General features: G+C 38.3%; 20 protein-coding genes and 2 pseudogenes. 20 read left to right on the top strand and 2 right to left on the bottom strand.

From position 1 onward, the window contains the following. Nucleotides 1-97 precede the first annotated feature (97 nt). A pseudogene (locus J7E77_RS06130) lies at nt 98-1,471 on the bottom strand (IS1182 family transposase). Nucleotides 1,472-2,016: 545 nt separating this feature from the next. Here J7E77_RS06130 and accB point away from each other — a divergent pair. The 20 genes and pseudogenes from accB to J7E77_RS06030 all read left to right on the top strand — a co-directional run bounded on the left by accB (nt 2,017) and on the right by J7E77_RS06030 (nt 20,535). Next, on the top strand, nt 2,017-2,529 hold the full coding sequence (accB, locus tag J7E77_RS06125; protein WP_214713116.1) for an acetyl-CoA carboxylase biotin carboxyl carrier protein: 513 nt from the start codon (nt 2,017-2,019) through the stop codon (nt 2,527-2,529). Nucleotides 2,530-2,543: 14 nt separating this feature from the next. Beyond that, nucleotides 2,544-3,899 carry an acetyl-CoA carboxylase biotin carboxylase subunit gene (accC, locus tag J7E77_RS06120; protein WP_214713115.1) on the top strand — a complete coding sequence of 452 codons (1,356 nt, stop codon included), beginning with the start codon at nt 2,544-2,546 and terminating at the stop codon, nt 3,897-3,899. Between the two features lie 18 nt (nt 3,900-3,917). After that, a complete protein-coding gene (locus J7E77_RS06115; RefSeq protein WP_214713114.1) occupies nt 3,918-4,328 on the top strand; it encodes an Asp23/Gls24 family envelope stress response protein in 411 nt (136 codons plus the stop codon). Between the two features lie 222 nt (nt 4,329-4,550). After that, on the top strand, nt 4,551-4,949 hold the full coding sequence (gene nusB, locus J7E77_RS06110; RefSeq protein WP_214713113.1) for a transcription antitermination factor NusB: 399 nt from the start codon (nt 4,551-4,553) through the stop codon (nt 4,947-4,949). Nucleotides 4,950-4,985: 36 nt separating this feature from the next. Beyond that, nucleotides 4,986-5,843 carry a bifunctional methylenetetrahydrofolate dehydrogenase/methenyltetrahydrofolate cyclohydrolase FolD gene (folD, locus tag J7E77_RS06105; RefSeq protein ID WP_214713112.1) on the top strand — a complete coding sequence of 286 codons (858 nt, stop codon included), beginning with the start codon at nt 4,986-4,988 and terminating at the stop codon, nt 5,841-5,843. A gap of 106 nt (nt 5,844-5,949) precedes the next feature. Then, entirely contained in the window at nt 5,950-7,308 is a 1,359-nt protein-coding gene (xseA, locus tag J7E77_RS06100) for an exodeoxyribonuclease VII large subunit (RefSeq protein ID WP_214713111.1), read from the top strand. After that, entirely contained in the window at nt 7,298-7,531 is a 234-nt protein-coding gene (locus tag J7E77_RS06095) for an exodeoxyribonuclease VII small subunit (protein ID WP_308160434.1), read from the top strand. Before xseA ends, J7E77_RS06095 begins: the two co-directional genes overlap by 11 nt. A gap of 3 nt (nt 7,532-7,534) precedes the next feature. Then, on the top strand, nt 7,535-8,428 hold the full coding sequence (locus tag J7E77_RS06090; protein ID WP_214713109.1) for a polyprenyl synthetase family protein: 894 nt from the start codon (nt 7,535-7,537) through the stop codon (nt 8,426-8,428). Between the two features lie 187 nt (nt 8,429-8,615). Beyond that, entirely contained in the window at nt 8,616-10,511 is a 1,896-nt protein-coding gene (gene dxs, locus J7E77_RS06085) for a 1-deoxy-D-xylulose-5-phosphate synthase (RefSeq protein WP_214713150.1), read from the top strand. Between the two features lie 3 nt (nt 10,512-10,514). Then, nucleotides 10,515-11,354: a TlyA family RNA methyltransferase gene (locus tag J7E77_RS06080; RefSeq protein ID WP_214713108.1), complete on the top strand. Its 840-nt coding sequence runs from the start codon at nt 10,515-10,517 to the stop codon at nt 11,352-11,354. Between the two features lie 150 nt (nt 11,355-11,504). Continuing rightward, nucleotides 11,505-11,954 carry a transcriptional regulator AhrC/ArgR gene (ahrC, locus tag J7E77_RS06075; protein WP_088088912.1) on the top strand — a complete coding sequence of 150 codons (450 nt, stop codon included), beginning with the start codon at nt 11,505-11,507 and terminating at the stop codon, nt 11,952-11,954. Nucleotides 11,955-11,969: 15 nt separating this feature from the next. Further along, complete coding sequence (gene recN / locus J7E77_RS06070; RefSeq protein WP_214713107.1) at nt 11,970-13,679, top strand: DNA repair protein RecN; 1,710 nt, start codon at nt 11,970-11,972, stop codon at nt 13,677-13,679. 176 nt (nt 13,680-13,855) lie between these two features. Beyond that, a complete protein-coding gene (spoIVB, locus tag J7E77_RS06065) occupies nt 13,856-15,145 on the top strand; it encodes a SpoIVB peptidase (RefSeq protein ID WP_214713106.1) in 1,290 nt (429 codons plus the stop codon). Between the two features lie 283 nt (nt 15,146-15,428). After that, nucleotides 15,429-16,220, top strand: coding sequence for a sporulation transcription factor Spo0A (gene spo0A, locus J7E77_RS06060; protein WP_214713105.1), 792 nt, complete (start codon nt 15,429-15,431; stop codon nt 16,218-16,220). 225 nt (nt 16,221-16,445) lie between these two features. Beyond that, nucleotides 16,446-16,784, top strand: a complete 339-nt coding sequence (locus J7E77_RS06055; RefSeq protein WP_214713104.1) for a YolD-like family protein — start codon at nt 16,446-16,448, stop codon at nt 16,782-16,784. A gap of 845 nt (nt 16,785-17,629) precedes the next feature. Continuing rightward, nucleotides 17,630-18,061: a hypothetical protein gene (locus J7E77_RS06050; protein WP_251027026.1), complete on the top strand. Its 432-nt coding sequence runs from the start codon at nt 17,630-17,632 to the stop codon at nt 18,059-18,061. Nucleotides 18,062-18,253: 192 nt separating this feature from the next. Further along, nucleotides 18,254-18,448, top strand: a complete 195-nt coding sequence (locus J7E77_RS06045; protein ID WP_214713103.1) for a hypothetical protein — start codon at nt 18,254-18,256, stop codon at nt 18,446-18,448. A gap of 127 nt (nt 18,449-18,575) precedes the next feature. Beyond that, a complete protein-coding gene (locus J7E77_RS06040) occupies nt 18,576-18,734 on the top strand; it encodes a hypothetical protein (protein ID WP_214713102.1) in 159 nt (52 codons plus the stop codon). A gap of 426 nt (nt 18,735-19,160) precedes the next feature. Further along, nucleotides 19,161-20,164 (top strand): annotated as a pseudogene (locus J7E77_RS06035) (DUF3231 family protein). A gap of 233 nt (nt 20,165-20,397) precedes the next feature. Beyond that, nucleotides 20,398-20,535, top strand: a complete 138-nt coding sequence (locus J7E77_RS06030) for a hypothetical protein (protein WP_186328945.1) — start codon at nt 20,398-20,400, stop codon at nt 20,533-20,535. A gap of 167 nt (nt 20,536-20,702) precedes the next feature. Here J7E77_RS06030 and J7E77_RS06025 read toward each other — a convergent pair whose 3' ends face one another. Beyond that, nucleotides 20,703-21,179, bottom strand: a complete 477-nt coding sequence (locus tag J7E77_RS06025) for a DUF4871 domain-containing protein (RefSeq protein ID WP_251028003.1) — start codon at nt 21,177-21,179, stop codon at nt 20,703-20,705. Nucleotides 21,180-21,354: the final 175 nt, after the last annotated feature.

Below are 21,354 nucleotides of genomic sequence, written 5' to 3'. Positions count from 1 at the left end.
GGGGAGCCTCCTCGTCGCTATGCTCCTGCGGGGTCTCCCCTGCCCCGTACTCCCGCAGGAGTCTGCGTGCCTTCCGCGGAAATCAACAGGGAGGTAATCAACCTAAAGAATTGCAACACACTTTTTCTAGCCTTGCTAATTGTGTTGCAATCTTTTTCATATTTTGGCAGGCTGCTGTAAGGAGAGCCTGTTCGCTTGCTTTCTTCAATCCCCGTAACCGGCAATAGAGAAGCCCGTGCAGCTCTTTTGTGTCTGCGAAGCTTCGCTCAATTTTTTCCTTTCTAAATTTATAAAGCATTTTTCCAGATTTAGATAAGCGATTTTCCCTTACCTTTTCCTTGTGCTCTTCCCAAACATGACGTGTCACTACTTTTACCTTATTTTTGGAGCGTGTACATTGGGAAAGAAGTGGGCAGTTTTCACATTTCTTCGAATCAGATTTATATCCTTTATAACCCTCACGGTTTGTTGTACCGTAGGGTAATTCTTGATTATTAGGACAAACGTATAGATCTCGTTCTTTTTCATATGTAAATTTCCATTTTGGGAATAAACCAGTAGTAGGATGAAATCTTCTATGGGCAATTACTCCAAAGATATTTCGGTCAGATAATCCCTTACAAATCGGGTTCGTGAGATAACCGGAATCAAGTGCCACAGCTTCTACCTTAAATCCAAATCGTTGGACCTGACAGTCCAACCGGCTTAGGTAAGGAACAGAATCATGAACATTTCCAGGAGTAACATATACATCGGTAATAATGTTAAATTTCATATCAGTAGTCCGGTGATCGAGATAACAAAACATTTCCTGCTTGTTTTCACGAGACATAAATCCACATTCAGAATCAGTGGTACTAACCCGAATTTCTTTAGTTTCCTTCACTTCTTCCCTTTCCTTTAACGGCTTTTTTCTGTGAGCTAATCTGTCCTCTTCTGCGGCTTTATTCAATTCATCAAAATATTCACGAGTCTATACTTCAATTTCTTGTTTTGTGAATTTATGTTTATTAGCGTTAGCCTTTAAATGAGTAGAATCCGAAAATAAGACACGACCACCTACCATCTTGTGATTCATTGCCTGGAGAACAATCTCATCAAATATTTCCTGAAAGATATCGGTACCTTTAAAACGATGTTGGCGATTCCAACTAATCGTTGAGTGGTGTGGAACAGGATCCTTAAATTTCAGGCCTAAAAACCAGCGGTAGGCAACATTCATTTCAATTTCTCTTTGTAATTGTCGCTCGGTTCGGATGCCATAAATATATCCAATAAACATCATTTTAAAGAGAATAGTGGGATCGGAAGGGCGTCCGTTATCATCACTATAATAAGGACGTACCTTTTCAAGAAGGAATGAAAGATCAATATATTTATCGATTAAACGAAGAAGGTGATTGTCAGGAACCAATTCATCAATAGAAACAATTTCATATTCACTTTGGGTAGATACTCTTGGTTTAAACATAGATTTCACCACTTAATTTTTATTGTTTGGTTGTGTTAAGAGCAGTGCATTATTGATTTTATAGCTCTATTGATTTGCGCGGAAGGCACGCAGACTCCTGCGGGAGTACGGGGCAGGGGAGACCCCGCAGGCGCTTCAGCGCCGAGGAGGCTCCCCGGCACGCCCGCGGAAAGCGAAGTGCCTGGAGCGCAAATCAACAGACATGTTGCAAAGCCTATATATTAATAATATGTTAATGAATTAACGCGGTGAATTGTTATAATTATTGTAGAAAATAAGAGGCTGTCGAAAGATTCTCGACAGCCTGAAGGAAAGTCAACGACTTTCCTTTTTTGTTTTAATACCATGAAATAGGTTAAAATAATATGTTGAATGACAGCCAACTGTAAAAGTTCCCTTTTGTTAATAAAAATATTATGATAAGAGAGGAAGTATGTGAGAGGGAAATTTTAATGGAGATAATTTCCATCATTGAACTTTCACTAGGTATTATCGTATAGTTATAGTAGTTAGTCATAATTTTGTAGTACGAGGGGTGTAACTCAATGTTAAAAGTACAAGAAATTCGCGAATTGATTAAATTAGTGGACCAATCAAGTATTGATGAATTTGTATATGAAAATGAAGGTTCAAAAATTAAAATGAAAAAAAATGGTGCAGTTACATATGTTTCACAAGTAAGTCCGGCTCCACAAGAAACTCAATTTATATCGCCAGCACAACCAGTCTTATCTACAGCAACACCTTCCGTTCCTGTTCAGGAAGTAAACCAGGAAGTTCAAAAAGAGGAGACTGTAAAGCAAGCTGATACATCCAATCTTCATAAAATTGTTTCTCCAATGGTAGGGACTTTTTATGCTTCACCAACTCCAGACACTGACGCATATGTTAAACTGGGTTCTAATGTAACAACAGATTCGATTGTATGTATTGTGGAAGCTATGAAATTATTTAATGAAATTGAAGCTGAAATTAACGGCGAAATTGTTGAAATACTTGCTAAAAATGGACAATTAGTAGAATACGGACAGCCTTTATTTTTAGTAAAGCCTGAATAAGGAGCGATAACAGGATGATTAAAAAACTGTTAATTGCAAACAGAGGAGAAATTGCAGTTAGAATTATTCGAGCGTGCAGGGAAATGGGAATTGAATCTGTTGCCGTTTACTCGGAAGCGGATCGTGAAGCATTACATGTACAGCTCGCAGATGAGGCCTATTGCATTGGCCCTACTTCATCAAAAGACAGTTATTTAAATGTAACAAATCTAATTAGTGTGGCTAAGCTTACAGCTTGTGATGCCATTCACCCAGGGTATGGCTTTTTAGCCGAAAACGCAGATTTCGCAGAGCTTTGCCGCGAATGCAATATAACATTTGTGGGTCCAAGCCCAGAGGCCATTACAAGAATGGGTACTAAGGATATCGCAAGGGAGACTATGCGTGAAGCCGGGGTCCCAATTGTCCCAGGTTCAACTGGGATTATAAATAATATCGATGAGGCACTTGAACTTGTAAAAAAAATCCAATACCCAGTTATCATAAAAGCAACAGCTGGTGGAGGTGGCAAAGGGATTCGTGTTGCCAAGAACGAGCAGGAATTAATTAAAGGCATCAATATTACACAGCAGGAAGCCATGACAGCCTTTGGAAATCCTGGTGTTTACATTGAAAAATATATTGAGGATTTCCGTCATGTTGAAATTCAGGTCCTTGCTGACTCCTTTGGTAACACAATTCACTTAGGAGAAAGAGATTGCACAATCCAGCGAAGGTTGCAAAAGCTTCTTGAAGAATCACCATCACCAGCATTAGATGGGGAAATCCGAGAAGAAATGGGTAATGCAGCCGTAAAAGCTGCAAAAGCAGTTGATTATTCAGGAGCGGGAACGGTAGAATTTATATATGACTACCGCAATCGAAAGTTTTATTTTATGGAAATGAACACCAGAATTCAGGTGGAGCATCCTGTTACAGAAATGGTCACTGGAATCGATTTAATTAAAGAACAAATCCGAGTGGCTTCTGGAGAAAAGTTAAAGTTAAAACAACAGGATGTCACTTTTACAGGATGGGCAATCGAATGTCGGATTAATGCCGAAAACCCAGAAAAGAATTTTCTTCCATCTGCAGGGAAAATCAACATGTACCTTCCACCAGGCGGGTTTGGCATACGTATTGATTCAGCAGCTTATCCAGGGTATACGATTCCGCCTTATTACGATTCTATGATTGCGAAGGTTATCGCATATGGGAACAGCAGGGAAGAGGCCATTTCAAGAATGAAACGTGCATTGAGTGAATTCGTTGTTGAAGGTATCCATACAACGATTCCGTTCCATTTAAAACTGCTAGATCATGAAAAGTTCGTCGAAGGCGGATTTAATACCAAATTCTTGGAATTGCATGATGTGATGAAGTCTATTTAATATCTGGAGGTGTTATTAATGAGTGAGTTTAGTGTCTTGGAAATGGAACAAGGCAATAACGGACATGGGAAAATTGAAATTGCTCCTGAAGTGATTGAGGTTATTGCAGGCATTGCTGCTTCTGAGGTGGAAGGTGTAGCCTCGATGCGTGGTAATTTTGCAACAGGTGTGGTTGAGCGTTTAGGGAAGAAAAACCATGGTAAGGGCGTAAAAGTCGAATTAACAGAGTCAGGAATAAAAGTAGATGTCTATTGTATGATGAAGTTTGGAGTATCCATTCCTTCCGTTGCAGGAAAAGTGCAGGATAATATTCGTCAAGCATTGTTGAATATGACTGCCTTAGATGCTGAAGAAGTAAATATTCATGTGGTTGGGATACACTTTGAAAACCATAAGAATGAACCAGAGAGCATTGACACAGAGATCTAAAACTTGGAAACCAAAGGAGAAAATTCCTTTGGTTTTTCTTTATTTGCAATTAAGTCCTAAATAAAAGTGCTTACATATTGGAAAAATAACAACCTTAGAGTGCGAATCATTTTTAGTTATGCTATTATCGTTTATGTGCAACCTATTCGAATACTTATTTACTATTTATGTATGAAAAATAGACAAAAATTAATTAATATCTCTAAAGGAGTTAATTGTATAATGAAAAGAAGAACAGCAAGGGAAAAGGCATTACAGGCACTTTTTCAAATCGATATAAGCAACACTGAGCCATCAGCAGCGATTGAGCATGTATTGGAAGGAGAGGCGGGTGACGAGTACCTATCTAAACTTGTTCTAGGGGTAGTCGAACAAAAAACCTTAATTGACAATTTAATCAGTGAAAATCTTGAAAAATGGTCCATAGAACGATTGGCAACGGTCGATCGAAATTTATTAAGAATAGCTACATACGAAATGAGGTTTTTCCGAAATGAAGTTCCGGAAAATGTTATTTTAGATGAAGCCATCGAAATAGCAAAAATATACGGAGATGACCAATCAAGTAAGTTTATTAATGGTGTTCTATCAAAGGTGAAACAAAAACTTCTTAACGATTAATTGATTGGATGCTCTTAAAACAAAGGAGAAGAGAAAATGACGGCTACTATTATTGATGGAAAAGAAATTGCGGCAAAAAAAAGAATGGAAATCGCAGAAGAGGTTAGCAGAATAAAAAAACTTGGGGTAACTCCTGGATTAGCAGTTATTCTTGTCGGAAATAACCATGCTTCTCGGACATATGTAACAAATAAAGAAAAAGCCTGCCAAGAACTTGGGATGAACTCTGTTTTAATTGAAATGCCAGAGGGAGTTTCCGAAGAGGAATTACTCTCAAAAATTGAAGAATTAAATCAGGATGATCATATTCATGGCATTTTGGTGCAGCTGCCAATCCCCAAACACATTGACGAAAAAAAAGTAATTGAATCGATCTCCCCTAATAAGGATGTCGATGGGTTTCATCCGATTAATATCGGCAGGATGATGACAGGGCAGAATGCCTTCTTACCATGTACGCCGTACGGAATTATGGTGTTACTTGAAGAAACAGGTATCTCAATAGCAGGGAAGCATGTTGTCGTGGTTGGGAGAAGTAATATTGTCGGAAAGCCGGTTGGTCAATTATTTTTAAATCAACATGCAACTGTAACCTATTGTCATTCTAAAACTAATGACCTAAAGTTCCATACAAACCAAGCGGATATCCTTATTGCTGCTGTTGGAATTCCGAATTTTATTACAGCCGAGCATGTAAAAGACGGTGCTGTCGTCATTGATGTTGGAATTAACCGTAATGAAGCCGGAAAGCTTTGCGGAGATGTAGCTTTTGCTGAGGTAAGCGAAAAAGCTGGATATATCACGCCTGTTCCAAAGGGAGTAGGACCGATGACCATTACCATGCTTATGTATAATACCTTAAAATCAGCTGCGGAAAGCCTAGACCGCAATTAAGTAGGAAATTGTCCTTATCTTTTATAAATATATATAAGATAAGGACAGTTTTTCGCTAATCGAAGAGTGTTCATTTGACTATTGGTCGAATAAAAAGGAGTTACCTATGCAGGAACAAAGATATTTATCTGTGAATGCTTTAACCAAATACATAAAAAGAAAATTTGATGCGGATCCACATTTACGGGATGTTCATGTTAGAGGTGAAATTTCAAATTTCAAACAGCATTCGAGCGGTCATATGTATTTTACCTTAAAGGATGAAAAAGCCCGCATTCTTGCGGTTATGTTTTCGAGTCAGTCAAGGACAATGAAATTCACACCAGAAAATGGCATGAAAGTAATTGTCAGAGGCGAAATTTCCGTTTATGAACCAAGTGGTCAATATCAAATATATATAAAAGAAATGCGGCCAGATGGTATCGGAGAATTGTTTTTAGCCTATGAACAGCTTAAACAAAGACTAGAATTAGAAGGATTATTTGCAATAGAAAATAAAAAGGCGATTCCTTTGTATCCTAGAACCGTTGGGGTGATTACCTCACCCACTGGAGCGGCGATAAGGGATGTTATTACGACAATTAAAAGACGGTATCCCATCGCTAATATTCTTGTTTTTCCTGCCCTTGTACAGGGGGATCAAGCGGCTCCCTCTATTGCTAAGGCTATTGCTAAAGCAAATAGCATGAATGAAATTGATGTGCTAATCGTTGGACGCGGCGGGGGATCAATAGAGGAATTATGGGCTTTTAATGAGGAACTCGTTGCCCGAGCGATATTTTCTTCAGACATCCCGATTATATCAGCCGTCGGACATGAAACCGACTTTACCATTGCTGATTTTGTAGCGGATTTACGCGCTCCAACCCCGACTGGTGCTGCAGAACTTGCTGTCCCACATATAGATGAGTTATTGGACAGGGTTTTACAGCGGCAAACTCGCCTTCTTCGAACGATGAAGGGAAAATTCCAGTTTGAGAAAGAACGATTAGCTCGTGTTCAGAAATCCTATGCCTTTCGCTATCCCCATCGATTATATGAACAAAAGCTTGAGCAGGTTGATAAACTAACGGAAATGCTGGTCCGCGGGACATCCAGGTTGTCCTTAATAAAAAAAGGGCAGCACGAAATTCTTTATAAACGCTTGCAGAGGAATCATCCAAGCGAGGCATTACGAGAAGCACAAAAACGTTTAGACCTAACCAATAAAGAGATGAAACGTGCCATGCAGCAAGTACTTTCAAAAAAGCAAACAGAATTTGAAAGGATCCTTTCGACCTTAGGTGCGTTGAGCCCCTTGAAAATCATGGAACGTGGATATAGTTTAGCTTATTCAGAAGAAAACAGACTGATTAAAAGCATTAATCAAGTTAAAATGAATGAGCGAGTTCAGATTCAATTAACGGATGGCAGTCTTTTCTGTAGAGTTGAGAATAGTAAGGAGAGCGAAAAACGTGACGAATGAAAAGAAAATTTCCTTTGAAGAGGCAATGACTAAATTGGAACGAATTGTGGATAAGCTTGAAGAAGGAGATGTACCGTTAGAAGAAGCGATCATCTTCTATAAAGAAGGTATGGAGCTGTCCAAACTTTGCCATGATAAATTAAAAAGTGTCGAAGAACAATTAACACAAATTATTACGGAGGACGGTAGGACGGATAGTTTTACGATTGATGAGGAGGAATAAGACTTGGGAACCGGGTTACTAGATGTATTTGCACGAGAATATAAACTTCAGCTTGATTCGGAGCTTCGGACTCTGGTTAATAAGCTTGACGCCCCTCCTATTATTAAGGAATCAATGATCTATTCACTTGAAGCAGGAGGTAAACGAATTCGCCCCCTTTTATTATTCGCTACTCTAGAAGCATTTGGGGTAGACCCCAAAAATGGGCTTCTTGCTGCTTCGGCCATTGAGATGGTTCATACATATTCCCTAATCCACGACGATTTGCCAAGCATGGATAATGATGACCTTAGAAGAGGAAAACCCACAAATCATAAAGTTTTTGGTGATGCTATTGCGATTTTAGCAGGAGATGCTTTATTAACATATAGCTTTGAGGTAATCGGGAATATTCCAACTGAATTCGCTTCAGCAGATACAAAACTAAAATTAGTGATTGAGTTGGCAAAGGCATCTGGAACGGAAGGAATGGTTGGTGGTCAAGTTGCAGATATGGAAGGAGAAGGGAAATCCTTAACTCTCGAAGAACTTGAGTATATACACATCCATAAAACGGGTAAGCTGCTTGGATTTAGCGTACTGGCAGGAGCAATAATGGCGGGTGCAAATCAGGAACAATTAAAAAATCTTTCCTCCTTCGCCCATCATCTAGGACTCGCTTTTCAAATCCAAGATGATATTCTTGATTTGGTGGGCAATCAGCAATTGATTGGGAAACCTGTTGGTAGTGATACCTCCAATCATAAAAGTACGTATCCGCAGTTGTTATCGTTAGAAGGGGCAATTGCAGCCTTGAATCAACAAATAAATCTATCAAAGCAATATCTGGGTATGACAGGCTTGAATACGACCCTTCTGATGGAAATAACGGAATTAGTTGCTTCAAGAGACCATTAGAAAACGGTATTTGAGGCATTGAAATAAGTGTGTTATAATTGTTTTCATTGTAGAAAACGTTGTCAATGCCGTTATCACTCTCGTGTTAGCGGCTATTTTTTAATCAAAACTTAATTATTTAAATGTGTAATATAACACAATGACAAAAAGAAGAATGCATAAAAGTATGAAAGTGAGTGATCCAAACATGGATCTGTTATCAATAAAAGACCCAGCCTTTTTAAAAGGCATGTCGAATATCGAATTAGAGGCTTTAAGTCAAGAAATTCGCACATTTTTGATTGAAAAGCTGTCTGTAACTGGAGGCCATATTGGACCGAATTTAGGTGTAGTCGAATTAACCATAGCCTTACATAAATGTTTTAACAGTCCCACAGATAAGATTATCTGGGATGTGGGACATCAATCTTATGTTCATAAAATTTTAACGGGCAGAGCAAGTGAGTTTGATACATTACGGCAATATAAAGGATTATGCGGCTTCCCTAAACGGATTGAAAGCGAGCATGATGTTTGGGAAACAGGTCACAGTTCTACATCTCTTTCTGCTGCTATGGGAATGGCAATTGCTAGAGATTTAAAAAAGGAAAAATCATTTGTTATTCCAGTTATAGGCGACGGGGCTTTAACAGGTGGAATGGCGTTAGAAGCCTTAAATCATATTGGTCATGAGAAAAAAGATATGATTGTCATTTTAAATGACAATGAAATGTCAATCGCTCCTAATGTTGGTGCACTTCATAATATTCTTGGTCAATTGCGGACGGCTGGAAAATATCAATGGGTGAAAGATGAGCTTGAAGTACTGTTGAAAAAAGTACCTGCAGTGGGCGGGAAATTAGCTGCAACCGCTGAAAGAGTGAAAGACAGCCTTAAATATTTATTTGTTTCCGGTATGTTTTTTGAAGAACTAGGATTTACTTATCTCGGCCCAATTGATGGTCATAATTTTGAAGCATTATTTGAGAACTTCAGCTATGCTAAAAAGACAGAAGGTCCGATTCTTCTTCATGTCATCACTAAAAAGGGAAAAGGCTATCAGCCGGCAGAAAGTGATAAAACAGGTACATGGCATGGAACTGGACCATATAAAATGGACACAGGTGCATTCGTAAAGCCGGTAAAAACACCGCCCCCTGCATGGAGCAGCCTTGTCAGTGAAACGGTTCGAAAGCTTGCCAGGACGGATGAAAGGATTGTTGCGATTACACCAGCTATGCCTGTTGGTTCTAAACTCGAAGGCTTTGCAGGTGAGTTCCCTGAGCGAATGTATGATGTAGGGATTGCAGAGCAGCATGCAGCGACAGTCGCTGCGGGATTAGCTACACAAAATATGAAGCCTTTTCTGGCGATCTACTCAACCTTTTTACAGCGGGCTTATGATCAGGTGGTTCATGATATTTGCCGACAAAACTTAAATGTCTTTATGGGAATCGACCGTGCTGGATTGGTGGGTGCCGATGGTGAAACCCATCAAGGAGTTTTTGATATTGCTTTTTTAAGGCATGTCCCTAATATGGTGTTAATGATGCCAAAGGATGAAAATGAAGGTCAGCATATGGTTTACACCGCACTGAATTATGATGACGGTCCTATTGCCATGAGATTCCCGCGTGGGAATGGACTTGGTGTCCCATTGGATAAGGATTTTCAAGCCATTCCAATTGGGACGTGGGAGGTTCTAAAAGAGGGCGATGATGCGGCTATCCTAACCTTTGGAACCACCATTCCAATGGCCTTAGAAGCAGCTGAGGTGCTTGAAAAGAAGGGGATCTCCGTCAAAGTTGTCAATGCCCGGTTTATCAAGCCTTTGGATGGAAAAATGCTGACTCATCTACTTGTGAAAAATATGCCGATTCTTACCATTGAGGAAGCAGTTTTACAAGGGGGGTTTGGGAGTGCAGTTCTGGAGTACGCACAAACCCAAGGATTTTATCACGCGCACATCGACAGAATCGGAATCCCGGACCAATTTATTGAACATGGAGATGTTGACTCACTTCTTAAAGAAATTGGTTTAACGACGGAAGAGGTAATCAAACGGGTTTCTATACTAGCTAGAAAAAAACAACAAAGGGCTTAAAATATGAAAAATAAAGAACGGTTAGACGTTTTACTTGTAGAAAGAGGTTTAATTGAAACCAGAGAAAAGGCAAAACGAACGATTATGGCAGGGCTAGTTTATTCAAACGAAGAGCGGTTGGATAAACCAGGAGAAAAGGTGAAAACGGATATTCCACTTAGTATCAAAGGGAAGATCCTTCCGTATGTAAGCCGTGGTGGATTAAAGCTTGAAAAGGCTTTGAAGGTATTTGATGTGAGTGTTACGAACAAAGTATTGCTCGACATTGGATCTTCAACTGGCGGCTTTACCGATTGTGCATTACAGAACGGTGCAAAAATGTCCTATGCTTTGGATGTAGGCTATAATCAGCTTGCTTGGAAACTTAGACAGGATGAACGTGTCGTAGTAATGGAGAGGACAAATTTCCGCTATGTAACACCTGCCGATTTAATTGGAGAGATGCCAAATTTCGCCACAATCGATGTATCGTTTATCTCCTTAACGTTGATATTACCTGTCTTAAAAACACTCTTAGTCCCTGGAAGTGACGTCATAGCACTAGTAAAACCGCAATTTGAGGCTGGACGTGAACAGGTTGGTAAAAAGGGGATCGTTCGTGATGAAAAAGTACATTTACAAGTAATTGATAAAATCATTAATTTTGCCTTTCAGCAAGGATACACAATAAAAAACTTATCCTTTTCACCAATCACTGGCGGGGATGGGAACATTGAGTACCTGCTCCATCTAAAATGGGAAGGGGAACGGGAAATTGGAGTTAATCAATTACTTGTCACCCCCATTGAAATTGTAAAGGAATCACACGTGGAATTTAAAACAAAACAAAATTCAGAAGGGTAGGCTGATGCTTATCCTTTTCTTCTTATGGAATGAAAATTCCCCCCTTTTACACAAGAAAAAATGTACAAGCTTGTAAAAATCGGCTAACATGTGTATAAGAGCGTGTTAGTACATATTACTTAGATGTTTTAACTATTATGGGGTGAAACAATGAACAAAGGCCAACGCCATATAAAAATAAGAGAAATCATTGCTACTAATGATATCGAAACACAGGACGAGTTAGTGGATGAACTAAAAAGTGCTGGCTATAATGTAACACAAGCAACCGTTTCTAGGGATATTAAAGAATTACATCTTGTTAAGGTTCCATTAAGCGATGGACGATATAAGTACAGCTTACCTGCTGACCAAAGATTTAATCCATTACAAAAGCTGAAAAGATCATTAATCGATGCGTTTGTACGGATTGATGCGGCAGGTCATTTGCTAGTCATGAAGTGCCTGCCAGGTAATGCAATGGCAATTGGCGCACTAATCGATAATCTCGATTGGGATGAAATATTAGGGACCATCTGTGGGGATGACACAATGTTAATCATTTGTCGAACTCCGGAAGATACTGAAGTTATCACAAACCGGTTCCTAGATATGCTTTAATTGGGGGAATGATCCTTGTTAGCAGAATTATCCATTAAAAATTTCGCTATTATCGAAGCCTTATCTGTAACCTTTACAAAGGGATTAACGGTTTTAACGGGTGAAACGGGTGCAGGTAAATCAATCATCATTGATGCTATTCATTTATTAGTTGGTGGCAGAGGGTCTGCAGAATTTGTTCGTCATGGAGAGGAAAAGGCGGAAATCGAAGGGCTTTTTCAGATTGATGATAACAAACATCCGGTAATTGCTAAAGCTTTAGAATTCGGGATTGATATTGACGAAGGAACGGTAATCTTACGACGAGACATTGCCCAAACCGGTAAAAGTGTTTGCCGTGTGAATGGAAAGCTTGTGACAATCTCCATTCTCAGGGAAATCGGAGGAACACTCGTTGATATCCATGGTCAGCATGAGCATCAAGAGTTAATGGATGACTCAAGACACCTAACACTGCTAGATCAATTTGGAGCAGATGATATAGTACCTTCGCAAGGTGAATACCAGCAAGTATTTCGTCGTTATGAGCAAACCTTCCAAAAGTTAAAAGCATTAAGTGAAAATGATCAACAAACTGCCCATCGGCTAGATTTAATACAGTTTCAATTGGATGAAATTCAAAAGGCAAATTTAAAGCTCAATGAAGATGAAGATCTTTTTGAGGAAAAAAGAAAACTAACTAATTTCGAAAGAGTATTTGGAGCCATCCAGTCCAGCCATACAGCCTTGCAGGGAGAACAAAAAGGGCTGGATTGGATTAGTATGGTTATGGGGCACCTAGAAGACGCTGCGGCACTTGATACGGCGTATAAAGACATCTATGAATCTGTCTCGAATAGCTACTACCAATTAGAAGATGCGGCGCGTGCATTAAGAAATGAATTAGATATATTAGAGTTCGACCCGCAACGGTTACATGAAATTGAAGACCGGTTGAATGAAATTAATCAGCTAAAACGAAAATACGGAAAAACAATTCATGAAATATTAGAGTATGCTGCAAATATTGAAGAAGAAATTGAAACATTGCAAAATAAAGAAACACATATAAGCGAATTAGAAAAAGAATTAACTTCTGTAAAAAAAGACTTAATCCTTGAAGCGAAGCAGTTAACTGAAATTCGTCTTAAATGGGCTGATAAACTGACAAGGTTAATACATAAAGAATTAAAAGAATTGTATATGGCGAAAACTGTTTTTGAAATTCGTTTTGAAACAAATACCATTCAATTTACAAAAAACGGTGTGGATCATATAGAATTTTTTATCTCAACTAACCCTGGAGAACCATTGAAGCCCTTATCAAAGGTTGCTTCTGGAGGGGAATTATCAAGAATTATGTTGGCATTAAAAAGTATTTTTTCCAAGCATCAAGGGGTAACATCCATTATTTTCGATGAGGTAGATACTGGTGTGAGCGGCAGGGTTGCCCAATCGATTGCGGAGAAAATCTATAAGGTGGCTGCCGAATCACAGGTTTTGTGTATTTCGCATCTGCCTCAGGTAGCAGCCATGGCTGATACTCACTTGTTCATTTCAAAGATCATAAAAGGGGGTAGAACGAAAACTTCTGTGACCCCGTTAGAGATTAATGAAAAAATTAATGAAATTGGCCGGATGATATCTGGAACAGAAATAACTGACCTCACTAAAAAACATGCAGAAGAATTATTATATTTAGCTGCAGAAAACAAAAAAAGTGGTAGTGCTTTGACAAGTCACTAAACTGAAACATTTGCCTTAAAAAGGCTAAAATTTCTATATTTTTAATAAAAATTGTAATGCTATCCATTTCGGGTAGCTTTTTTATGTAGAACCAAGTTATAAATGATTGTCAAGGAGGCAAAATTAAAGATGTAGCCATTTCAATGTAATGAAAAGAAGCGAGGAGAGTGAAGAATTTGAAGTTAGAAATAATTAGAAAGATTATTGGTGGAATTCTCCTTGTTTCATTAATTAGCCTTATTTTTTTTCAGCCTATACAGCAATACCTTGCGATACCTAAAACAATTACAGTTTTTGAAGGACAAGACTATAATTTTCAAAAGGCTGCCCCGGTATCAGCCGCTTTGGTTTCTCACAATTCGAATATTACACTTGATCAAGGAAAACATACGGTTTCAATGAAGGCAACTGAAAATGGAAAAAATGAAATGCTGTTAGAGTTTGCAGGGATTCCTATAAAAAAGGTTGACGTACGCGTCTTAAAGGATTTTAGAGTCATTCCAGGCGGGCAGTCAATCGGCGTAAAATTAAACACAGTCGGCGTTTTGGTTGTGGGCCACCATTTAATCAATACTATTTCTGGAAAAAAGTCTCCAGGTGAAATTGCTGGTATAAAAATTGGGGATATCATTACTGAAATTAACGGTAATAAAATTGAAAAAATGTCAGATGTAGCACCATTTGTACAAACCGCAGGACAAGAAGGAAAACCTCTCGATTTGGTTATTAGTCGGGAAAGTGGAAAATTTACTACACAATTAACCCCATTAAAAGACAAAGGGGAAAATATTTATAAGCTTGGTTTATATATTAGAGATTCCGCTGCAGGAATTGGAACAATGACCTTTGTTCATCCACAATCTAAGAAATATGGTGCCCTTGGGCATGTAATATCAGACATGGATACAAAACAGCCAATTGTTGTTGAAGATGGACAAATTGTCCGGTCTACCGTAACTTCTATTGAAAAAGGAAGTAACGGAGACCCTGGTGAAAAACTTGCCCGCTTTTCTTCGGACCGAGAAATCGTTGGTAATATCCAAAAGAACAGCCCATTTGGTATTTTTGGTGAAATGGTAAAAGAATTAAAAAATGGTGTTATGGATAAACCACTTCCTATCGCATTATCACATCAAGTAAAAGAAGGACCTGCAAAGATATTAACGGTCGTTAATGATGACCAAGTAGAAGAATTTGATATCGAAATTGTCAGCACAATCCCGCAAAAGTTTCCAGCAACCAAAGGCATGGTAATAAAAGTAACCGACCCTAAGCTCCTTAAAAAAACAGGAGGTATTGTTCAAGGGATGAGCGGCAGCCCAATTATTCAAGATGGAAAACTAATTGGAGCAGTTACACATGTTTTTGTTAATGATCCAACCTCAGGTTATGGGGTACACATTGAATGGATGTTAAATGAAGCTGGAATTAACATATATGAATTGCCAAAAAATAAAGCGAGTTAGGACATTGGAGCAAAATAGGAAAATCCCCCTATTTTGCTTTTTACATAAACATTTTTCGACAAAAAACATCCATATTTTAGAAATAACGCAGTTTACGTCGAAAAGGTGAGAAAAACAAAGAAAAGATAAGATTTTATCACTATTTTAAGAAATATTAAAAAAATGAGAGGAATTTTTGTTGCATTGTCGAATTTCTAATTTAGAATAGAATTAGGAGAATACAACTGATTAGAAATGTTAGATGAAATAGATCTTATGATTTAAACCCGAGGAGGAACTAGAAGTGAAGAAAATTAAAGTTTGTGTCGTTGATGACAATAGGGAGCTAGTTGGATTATTAGAGGACTTTATTTCGTCCCAAGATGATATGGAAGTTGTAGGAATTGCTCATAATGGACAAGAGTGTCTAGAAATGTTATCGACAACCGATCCTGACGTTCTAGTTTTGGATATTATTATGCCGCATCTTGATGGTTTGGCTGTACTTGAGCGCCTCCGTGATCTTAAAAAGGGAGTCCTTCCCAATGTCATTATGCTCACTGCCTTTGGTCAGGAAGATGTGACAAAAAAAGCAGTTGAACTTGGTGCTTCCTACTTTATTTTGAAACCATTTGATATGGAGAATTTAGGAAGCCATATTCGACAAGTTAGCGGAAATAACAATTCATTTACACGAAAATCAACATCAACAACTTATCGTTCTCAAACTGAGCAAAAACCTAAAAATTTGGATGCTAGTATTACAAGCATCATTCATGAAATAGGTGTCCCAGCACATATTAAAGGATATCTGTACTTACGTGAGGCCATTTCAATGGTATATAACGATATCGAACTTTTAGGGTCAATTACGAAAGTGTTGTATCCAGATATCGCCAAAAAATATAACACAACAGCAAGCCGTGTGGAACGAGCAATCCGTCATGCGATTGAAGTGGCTTGGAGTCGTGGAAACATTGATTCCATTTCCTCGCTATTTGGATACACAGTCAGCATGTCTAAGGCAAAACCGACCAATTCTGAATTTATTGCCATGGTTGCGGATAAATTGAGGCTTGAACACAAGGCATCTTGATCGTTGGTATGACGCAGTTTTACCCGTTGAATTTACGGTGAGATTGCGGTGAATTAAGCGTCACCGTTCCGATAAATTTTTCGTTGCCGTTCCGATAAATACTCGCAAAAATCATTATACCGTTATATACGGATATGTAAAGCGTCACCTTCGCGGTGGCGTTTTTATTTTTATTCCATATGGAACATTTGTTCGTGTGTACTAAGAACGAAGGAGTTGACCGTAATGACGATAAAAGATCGCGGTTTAATTAAATGGAATGCAGCGTCCTTTATGCCGCAAGTCTTCGAAGAGCAGCGCAAAATGTTTAAGGATCAAGAGCGCCAGCCACGGCCGTTACTCAGCGAATTCGATACGGAGGAGTTTGACCAGCGGATTGCCTACGCGATGGAATATAATCTAGCGGTAAAGCTCTCCGTGTGGGATGACGGCTTTACTACGGAGATGGATGGCCGCATACACCACGCTGATCCGATTACGCATCAGCTCCGCATTGAGGTAAAGCCTGGCGAATTCGAGCGGATGGCATTCGAGAATGTTACCAGGGTGACTGTCGTAGATTAGGCTGAAAAAAAAGCGCCATTTAGACGCCTTGTAAATGCTTACTTAACTTTCGTTGAGGTTACTTTATGTTATGAAGGGTTGTCCTAAAAAGTAATGGACAACCGCGGACTAGTTATAAATAAATTAGCGGGGGTAGTTGTCGAAGAATAGTCCGATATTACCTAGTGGAATACTCGGATATATAATAGAAGGAACACGGTATGATTCCGATTTACAACGTAAAGTGACGTAATGTGGAAGATAATAACGGTAGGTGCTATTGATTTTAACTATCGTCATTATCCTGCATTTTTTGTTTTTTATTTGAGTAAGCTAAATAAATTAAAAAAACGCAGGTATCGAGATCAAAATGAATACAAACCAAAACGTGTTTATAAAATGAGAGTATATCCACGAAGACATGGTAGCACCTCCTAATTTTAAAGTGTCCGAAATGTCCATATCTTACAATCAGAATAATCATCTCGCAATATGGCAGGTAATGTAAAGTAATACGGTAGGGATACGGTGGCATATCGCAAGGGCATCCGGCAGTACAAAAGATTACATATTCGCGATATCACTAACACGAAGCGCCTGCCGGACGGACGGCTTCCGAAACCGAGGGGGTGTCGAATAGCGGACTGATCGGCAGTATATTGCGCAGCTATCCGCAAACTGAACGGCTATTCATTATACATATATCGTGGGAAATACGTAAGCTACTGGCGGTAGGAATGGCGTTGCGAAGTCAAATGTTGCGACGTCTCAAAAAATGGAAAGTGAATTAACCGAGAAGGATGTGTTTCTCGATGTTGACTTAGCGCGACAAAGCGATTATTCGCAATTTAAATAAATTCCGTGTGATGGATCGAGACTCTATTGCCGAATTACATTTCGGAGGCTTAAAGAATCCGATAACCGCTGCGAATTCCGTCTTGCTTAGACTACTTCGCGACGGTCAAATTGAGCGGTCAAGTAATTTTCAACCGTTTGTCTATTTCGGAGCGGAAACGCAGATAAAAAAGAATAGCGCTAAAATTGGCCACTGGCTAGCAATATTGAACGTCTATAAGGAAATGCGGAAGCTTGGACGGCTGGAAACGTTTTTAGTTGAGCCGAAATACGGCAGTAAAGGCAACGCTGAGCCAGACATCTTTGCTATGTATCGCAATACGCCATTTTTTATCGAGGTGCAAAAAACAGTCTATTCCGAAAAACAAATGGCGGAGAAAATGGGGCGGTATGTTGATCTATTCAACACTGGATTATGTCAAAGCCGTTCCCACACGTTCTAATATTATCCGATCAGCGTTATGCAATAGACGGTGAGTATGGGTTTAAGGTATTCCATGCGGAATCATTGAAGCAGGAGATTCAAGATTCACAACAAATTCAATCGGTAGGTGTAAAGTTAATTGTTAATAAGTAGTACTAATAATAAGTGCAACATGAATATTATTTAAAATAATAACAAAGGGGGATGAAGAATGTTAGGTAAAGCTGGACAAATTAGGACTGTTTTCTTTGAGTCTAAATTTATTGCAAGTGTTCGAAGCTTGGACCTCATGATAAACACTTGGTGTGAAGAAAATAGTGAGGCAGAAATTTTGGATATTAAATATAATTCTCATTCTGAGTTAGATTCCGGCTACTATAATGCTTTAATAATATATAAAATTTAATAAAGAGCGGCTCCTACTCGGAGTCGCTTTACTCTATTCCGATAAGTTTCAAAATGTCGCAAACTATCCACAGACAAAGACTTCATTTAAGGTTAACATAGTTAAAAGGTCATAGGATGTGAGTGTGGTGGGAAAAATACAAGTTATTTTTGAAGGTAAGGATTATATTATGTTATATCAATATGCTTCTGGATACTGTGAAATAGTAGAGGATGGGGCCCGAAATGGTCAAGTTAAACTTGTTCATTTCACTGAATTGAGTTTAAAAGAAGATAAAATATCGTAATAAATTAAAAAGCGACCTTATTGGTCGCTTTCTTCGTTTCATCGTTGTAAAGTCTCCGCAATGTTAAAACTGCAATCCTGTCATTTCAGCCCCAAGTGATATTTACTCTCGTCTAAAATAGCCTAATCGTACGTGTGGGATGGACAATTAATTCAATTTAAGGGGTGGTTAGGCGAAAAAGACTGTAATGAGCCCTTTTTTGAGTTGTACTTAAACTAACGCACCCGTTAGTTTAAGTGTAATTCTTCACAATCTTTAAATTAATTTTAAGTAAAGTAAAATTATTCTTGGATAAATCGCAAGTGAAAAATCGGCTAATTATTCTAAATTAAACTTTACATCTAATCTTAAAACTGGTCATCTTTTTATAAATCAGAAATTCATATCTCTTGGTGAATTGGTAAATAATATCCAAGAGGTGACAGAATGGAAAAGGATAAATTAAAACTCACTTCTTCCGAAATAGGAACTTTGTGGGGAGAGTATGTAAATGGAACAGCTGTTGATATTGTAAATAGATATATGATTTCTATTATTGAGGACGAGTCAATAAAAGCAATTTTTAAGGATGCTATCAAGACTTTCGAAAAGCAAAAGCAACAAATGGTTGCTTTTTTGGAGAACGAGAAATTTCCTATTCCCATTGGATTTACGGAATCCTACCTTTTTAAAGGTAAACCGAGATTGTTCACTGATATTTTTTGCTTAAATTATTTACACATTATGACTTTACACGGTTTGCTAGGACACTCCACTTCATTGGCTGTTTCTGTCAGAGAGGACTTAAGGTTTTTTTACGACTCGTGCGATAACGATGGGAAAAGGATGTATCATCAAACAATTGATTTATTGCTTGAAAAAGGAAGTTTTCAGAGAGACCCTTTATTTTATCCTGCTGAAAACCCTGAATATGTTTCCAGCCAAGATTTCACAGATGGATTTTTCGGAAAGGGTAGAACGTTAGCAGCGACAGAAATCATAAGTATTTCTTTCAACCTAAAGAAAAGTATTATGGCAAAAACTCTTGCAATTGCATTTAGTCAAGTCACACAAACAAAAGTAGTAAGAAAATTTTTCGAGTATGCTGAAAAAATAGCTAATCAACAAATAAAAGATTTTTCAAAAATTATGCAAACGGATAATTACCAGTTCCTAAGTCGTGGGAGACTGAAGTTACAATTTCAACAGACTCTCCTTTTTCCGATAAGTTAATGTTGTATCATACTGGTTTCTTATTCCAAGCTGCACAAGCGTATCACGGGGTAGGTTTAGCGTCTGCAATGCGAACAGACCTTGTATCTACTTACGAAAGCACCATTCTACAAAATCTTATGCTTACTAAAAAGTGGTTTAATATTATGGTGCAAAATAAATGGTTAGAACAACCTCCACTTGCACCTAATAGAACAGAAATTGCAAAAGAAAAATAAATTAAATGCCCTTCCCAATCGGTCGGGTATTTTAATTTTAAAAAAAATCATTCTTCCACTAAACTGCCCCTTTACTTGAAGAAGAAAAAGGCATTACCGCTATTCAAGTAAAGCTACCGGTTAGTTGAACAAGCACCTTTTGTTCTATTGCACATTTTATTCGAAGTATGCATTACGAATAATAAATGGTTTTTTTATACAAACTATACTTATTACTAAAGGGAGGTTCTGTTATGCGTGATAATACCAATTTGGCTGTTTTTGTCTTTTTTTCACTTTTAGGCTTTGTAGCAACAATAATTTTTAGCAGTGTCATAATATCTCAAAATAACCAAATTAAATCAAAACTTGAAAACGCAAAACAAACGTGATTCCTTTCAAGAAAAACTTGAGGGGATTTTTTATGTCATAATATAGTTCAAATGCGTCCTATTATTCAACTAACCTGCCCCGTTAGTGGAACAACGAAAAAAGGCTGCCGAAGCAGCAAAATCGTTCTTGAGCTAACGCTACCCGTTAGTTGAACAAGATTCTTTACTTATTCTTTTACATTTACAACTATATTTCCAAACAATTTGTCTCCAAAATAAGCTTCTAATCGCCATAAACCTCCACTCGGCAACATCATTGATGAAGGTAAGTGATGGTCTGCCCCATTATTAGGAGCTAGGTTTTGTCCTTGTACTTGAAATACCGTTATTTCTTTGCCCGTTTCTTTACTGACTCCGATTACCTTAAATGGCTTTGTCAGTGTTTCTTTATCTCCCCAAAAGTGCCACATATATTTCTGTGGTTGACCTGCAATAAAAGGTCCATATTCTCCAAAGCCAAGTTTCCCATTATCACCGATACGAAAGACATTTTCTATTTTTGTTCCTTGTTTGGTTTCTATTTCCTGAACCAATGTCGCACTTTCTTCCCATTTCACTTCTTTCGTTTCTTTTACTGTTTGTTTGGTATTTGAGCAGCCGATTAGTAATAAACCCAACAATAAAGCCAAAATTATTTTCTTCAAACGGTTCCCCCCTCTATTCTCCATTCCTTATGATGATTCACCACACCTATTCAAATTCCTTCTTCAAGTAACCTGCTTCGTTAGTGGAACAAGAAAAAGAGCCGCAGCTACGACTCTTTGTTAAACTAAAGCACCCTTTAATTCAATAAGCGAGATGAATAAGTTGCAAAAAGTG

The sequence above is a fragment of the Bacillus sp. ISL-77 genome, assembly GCF_018613105.1.
Note: the sequence above shows the minus strand (reverse complement) of the source record. Positions and strands in the feature narration are given on the sequence as shown.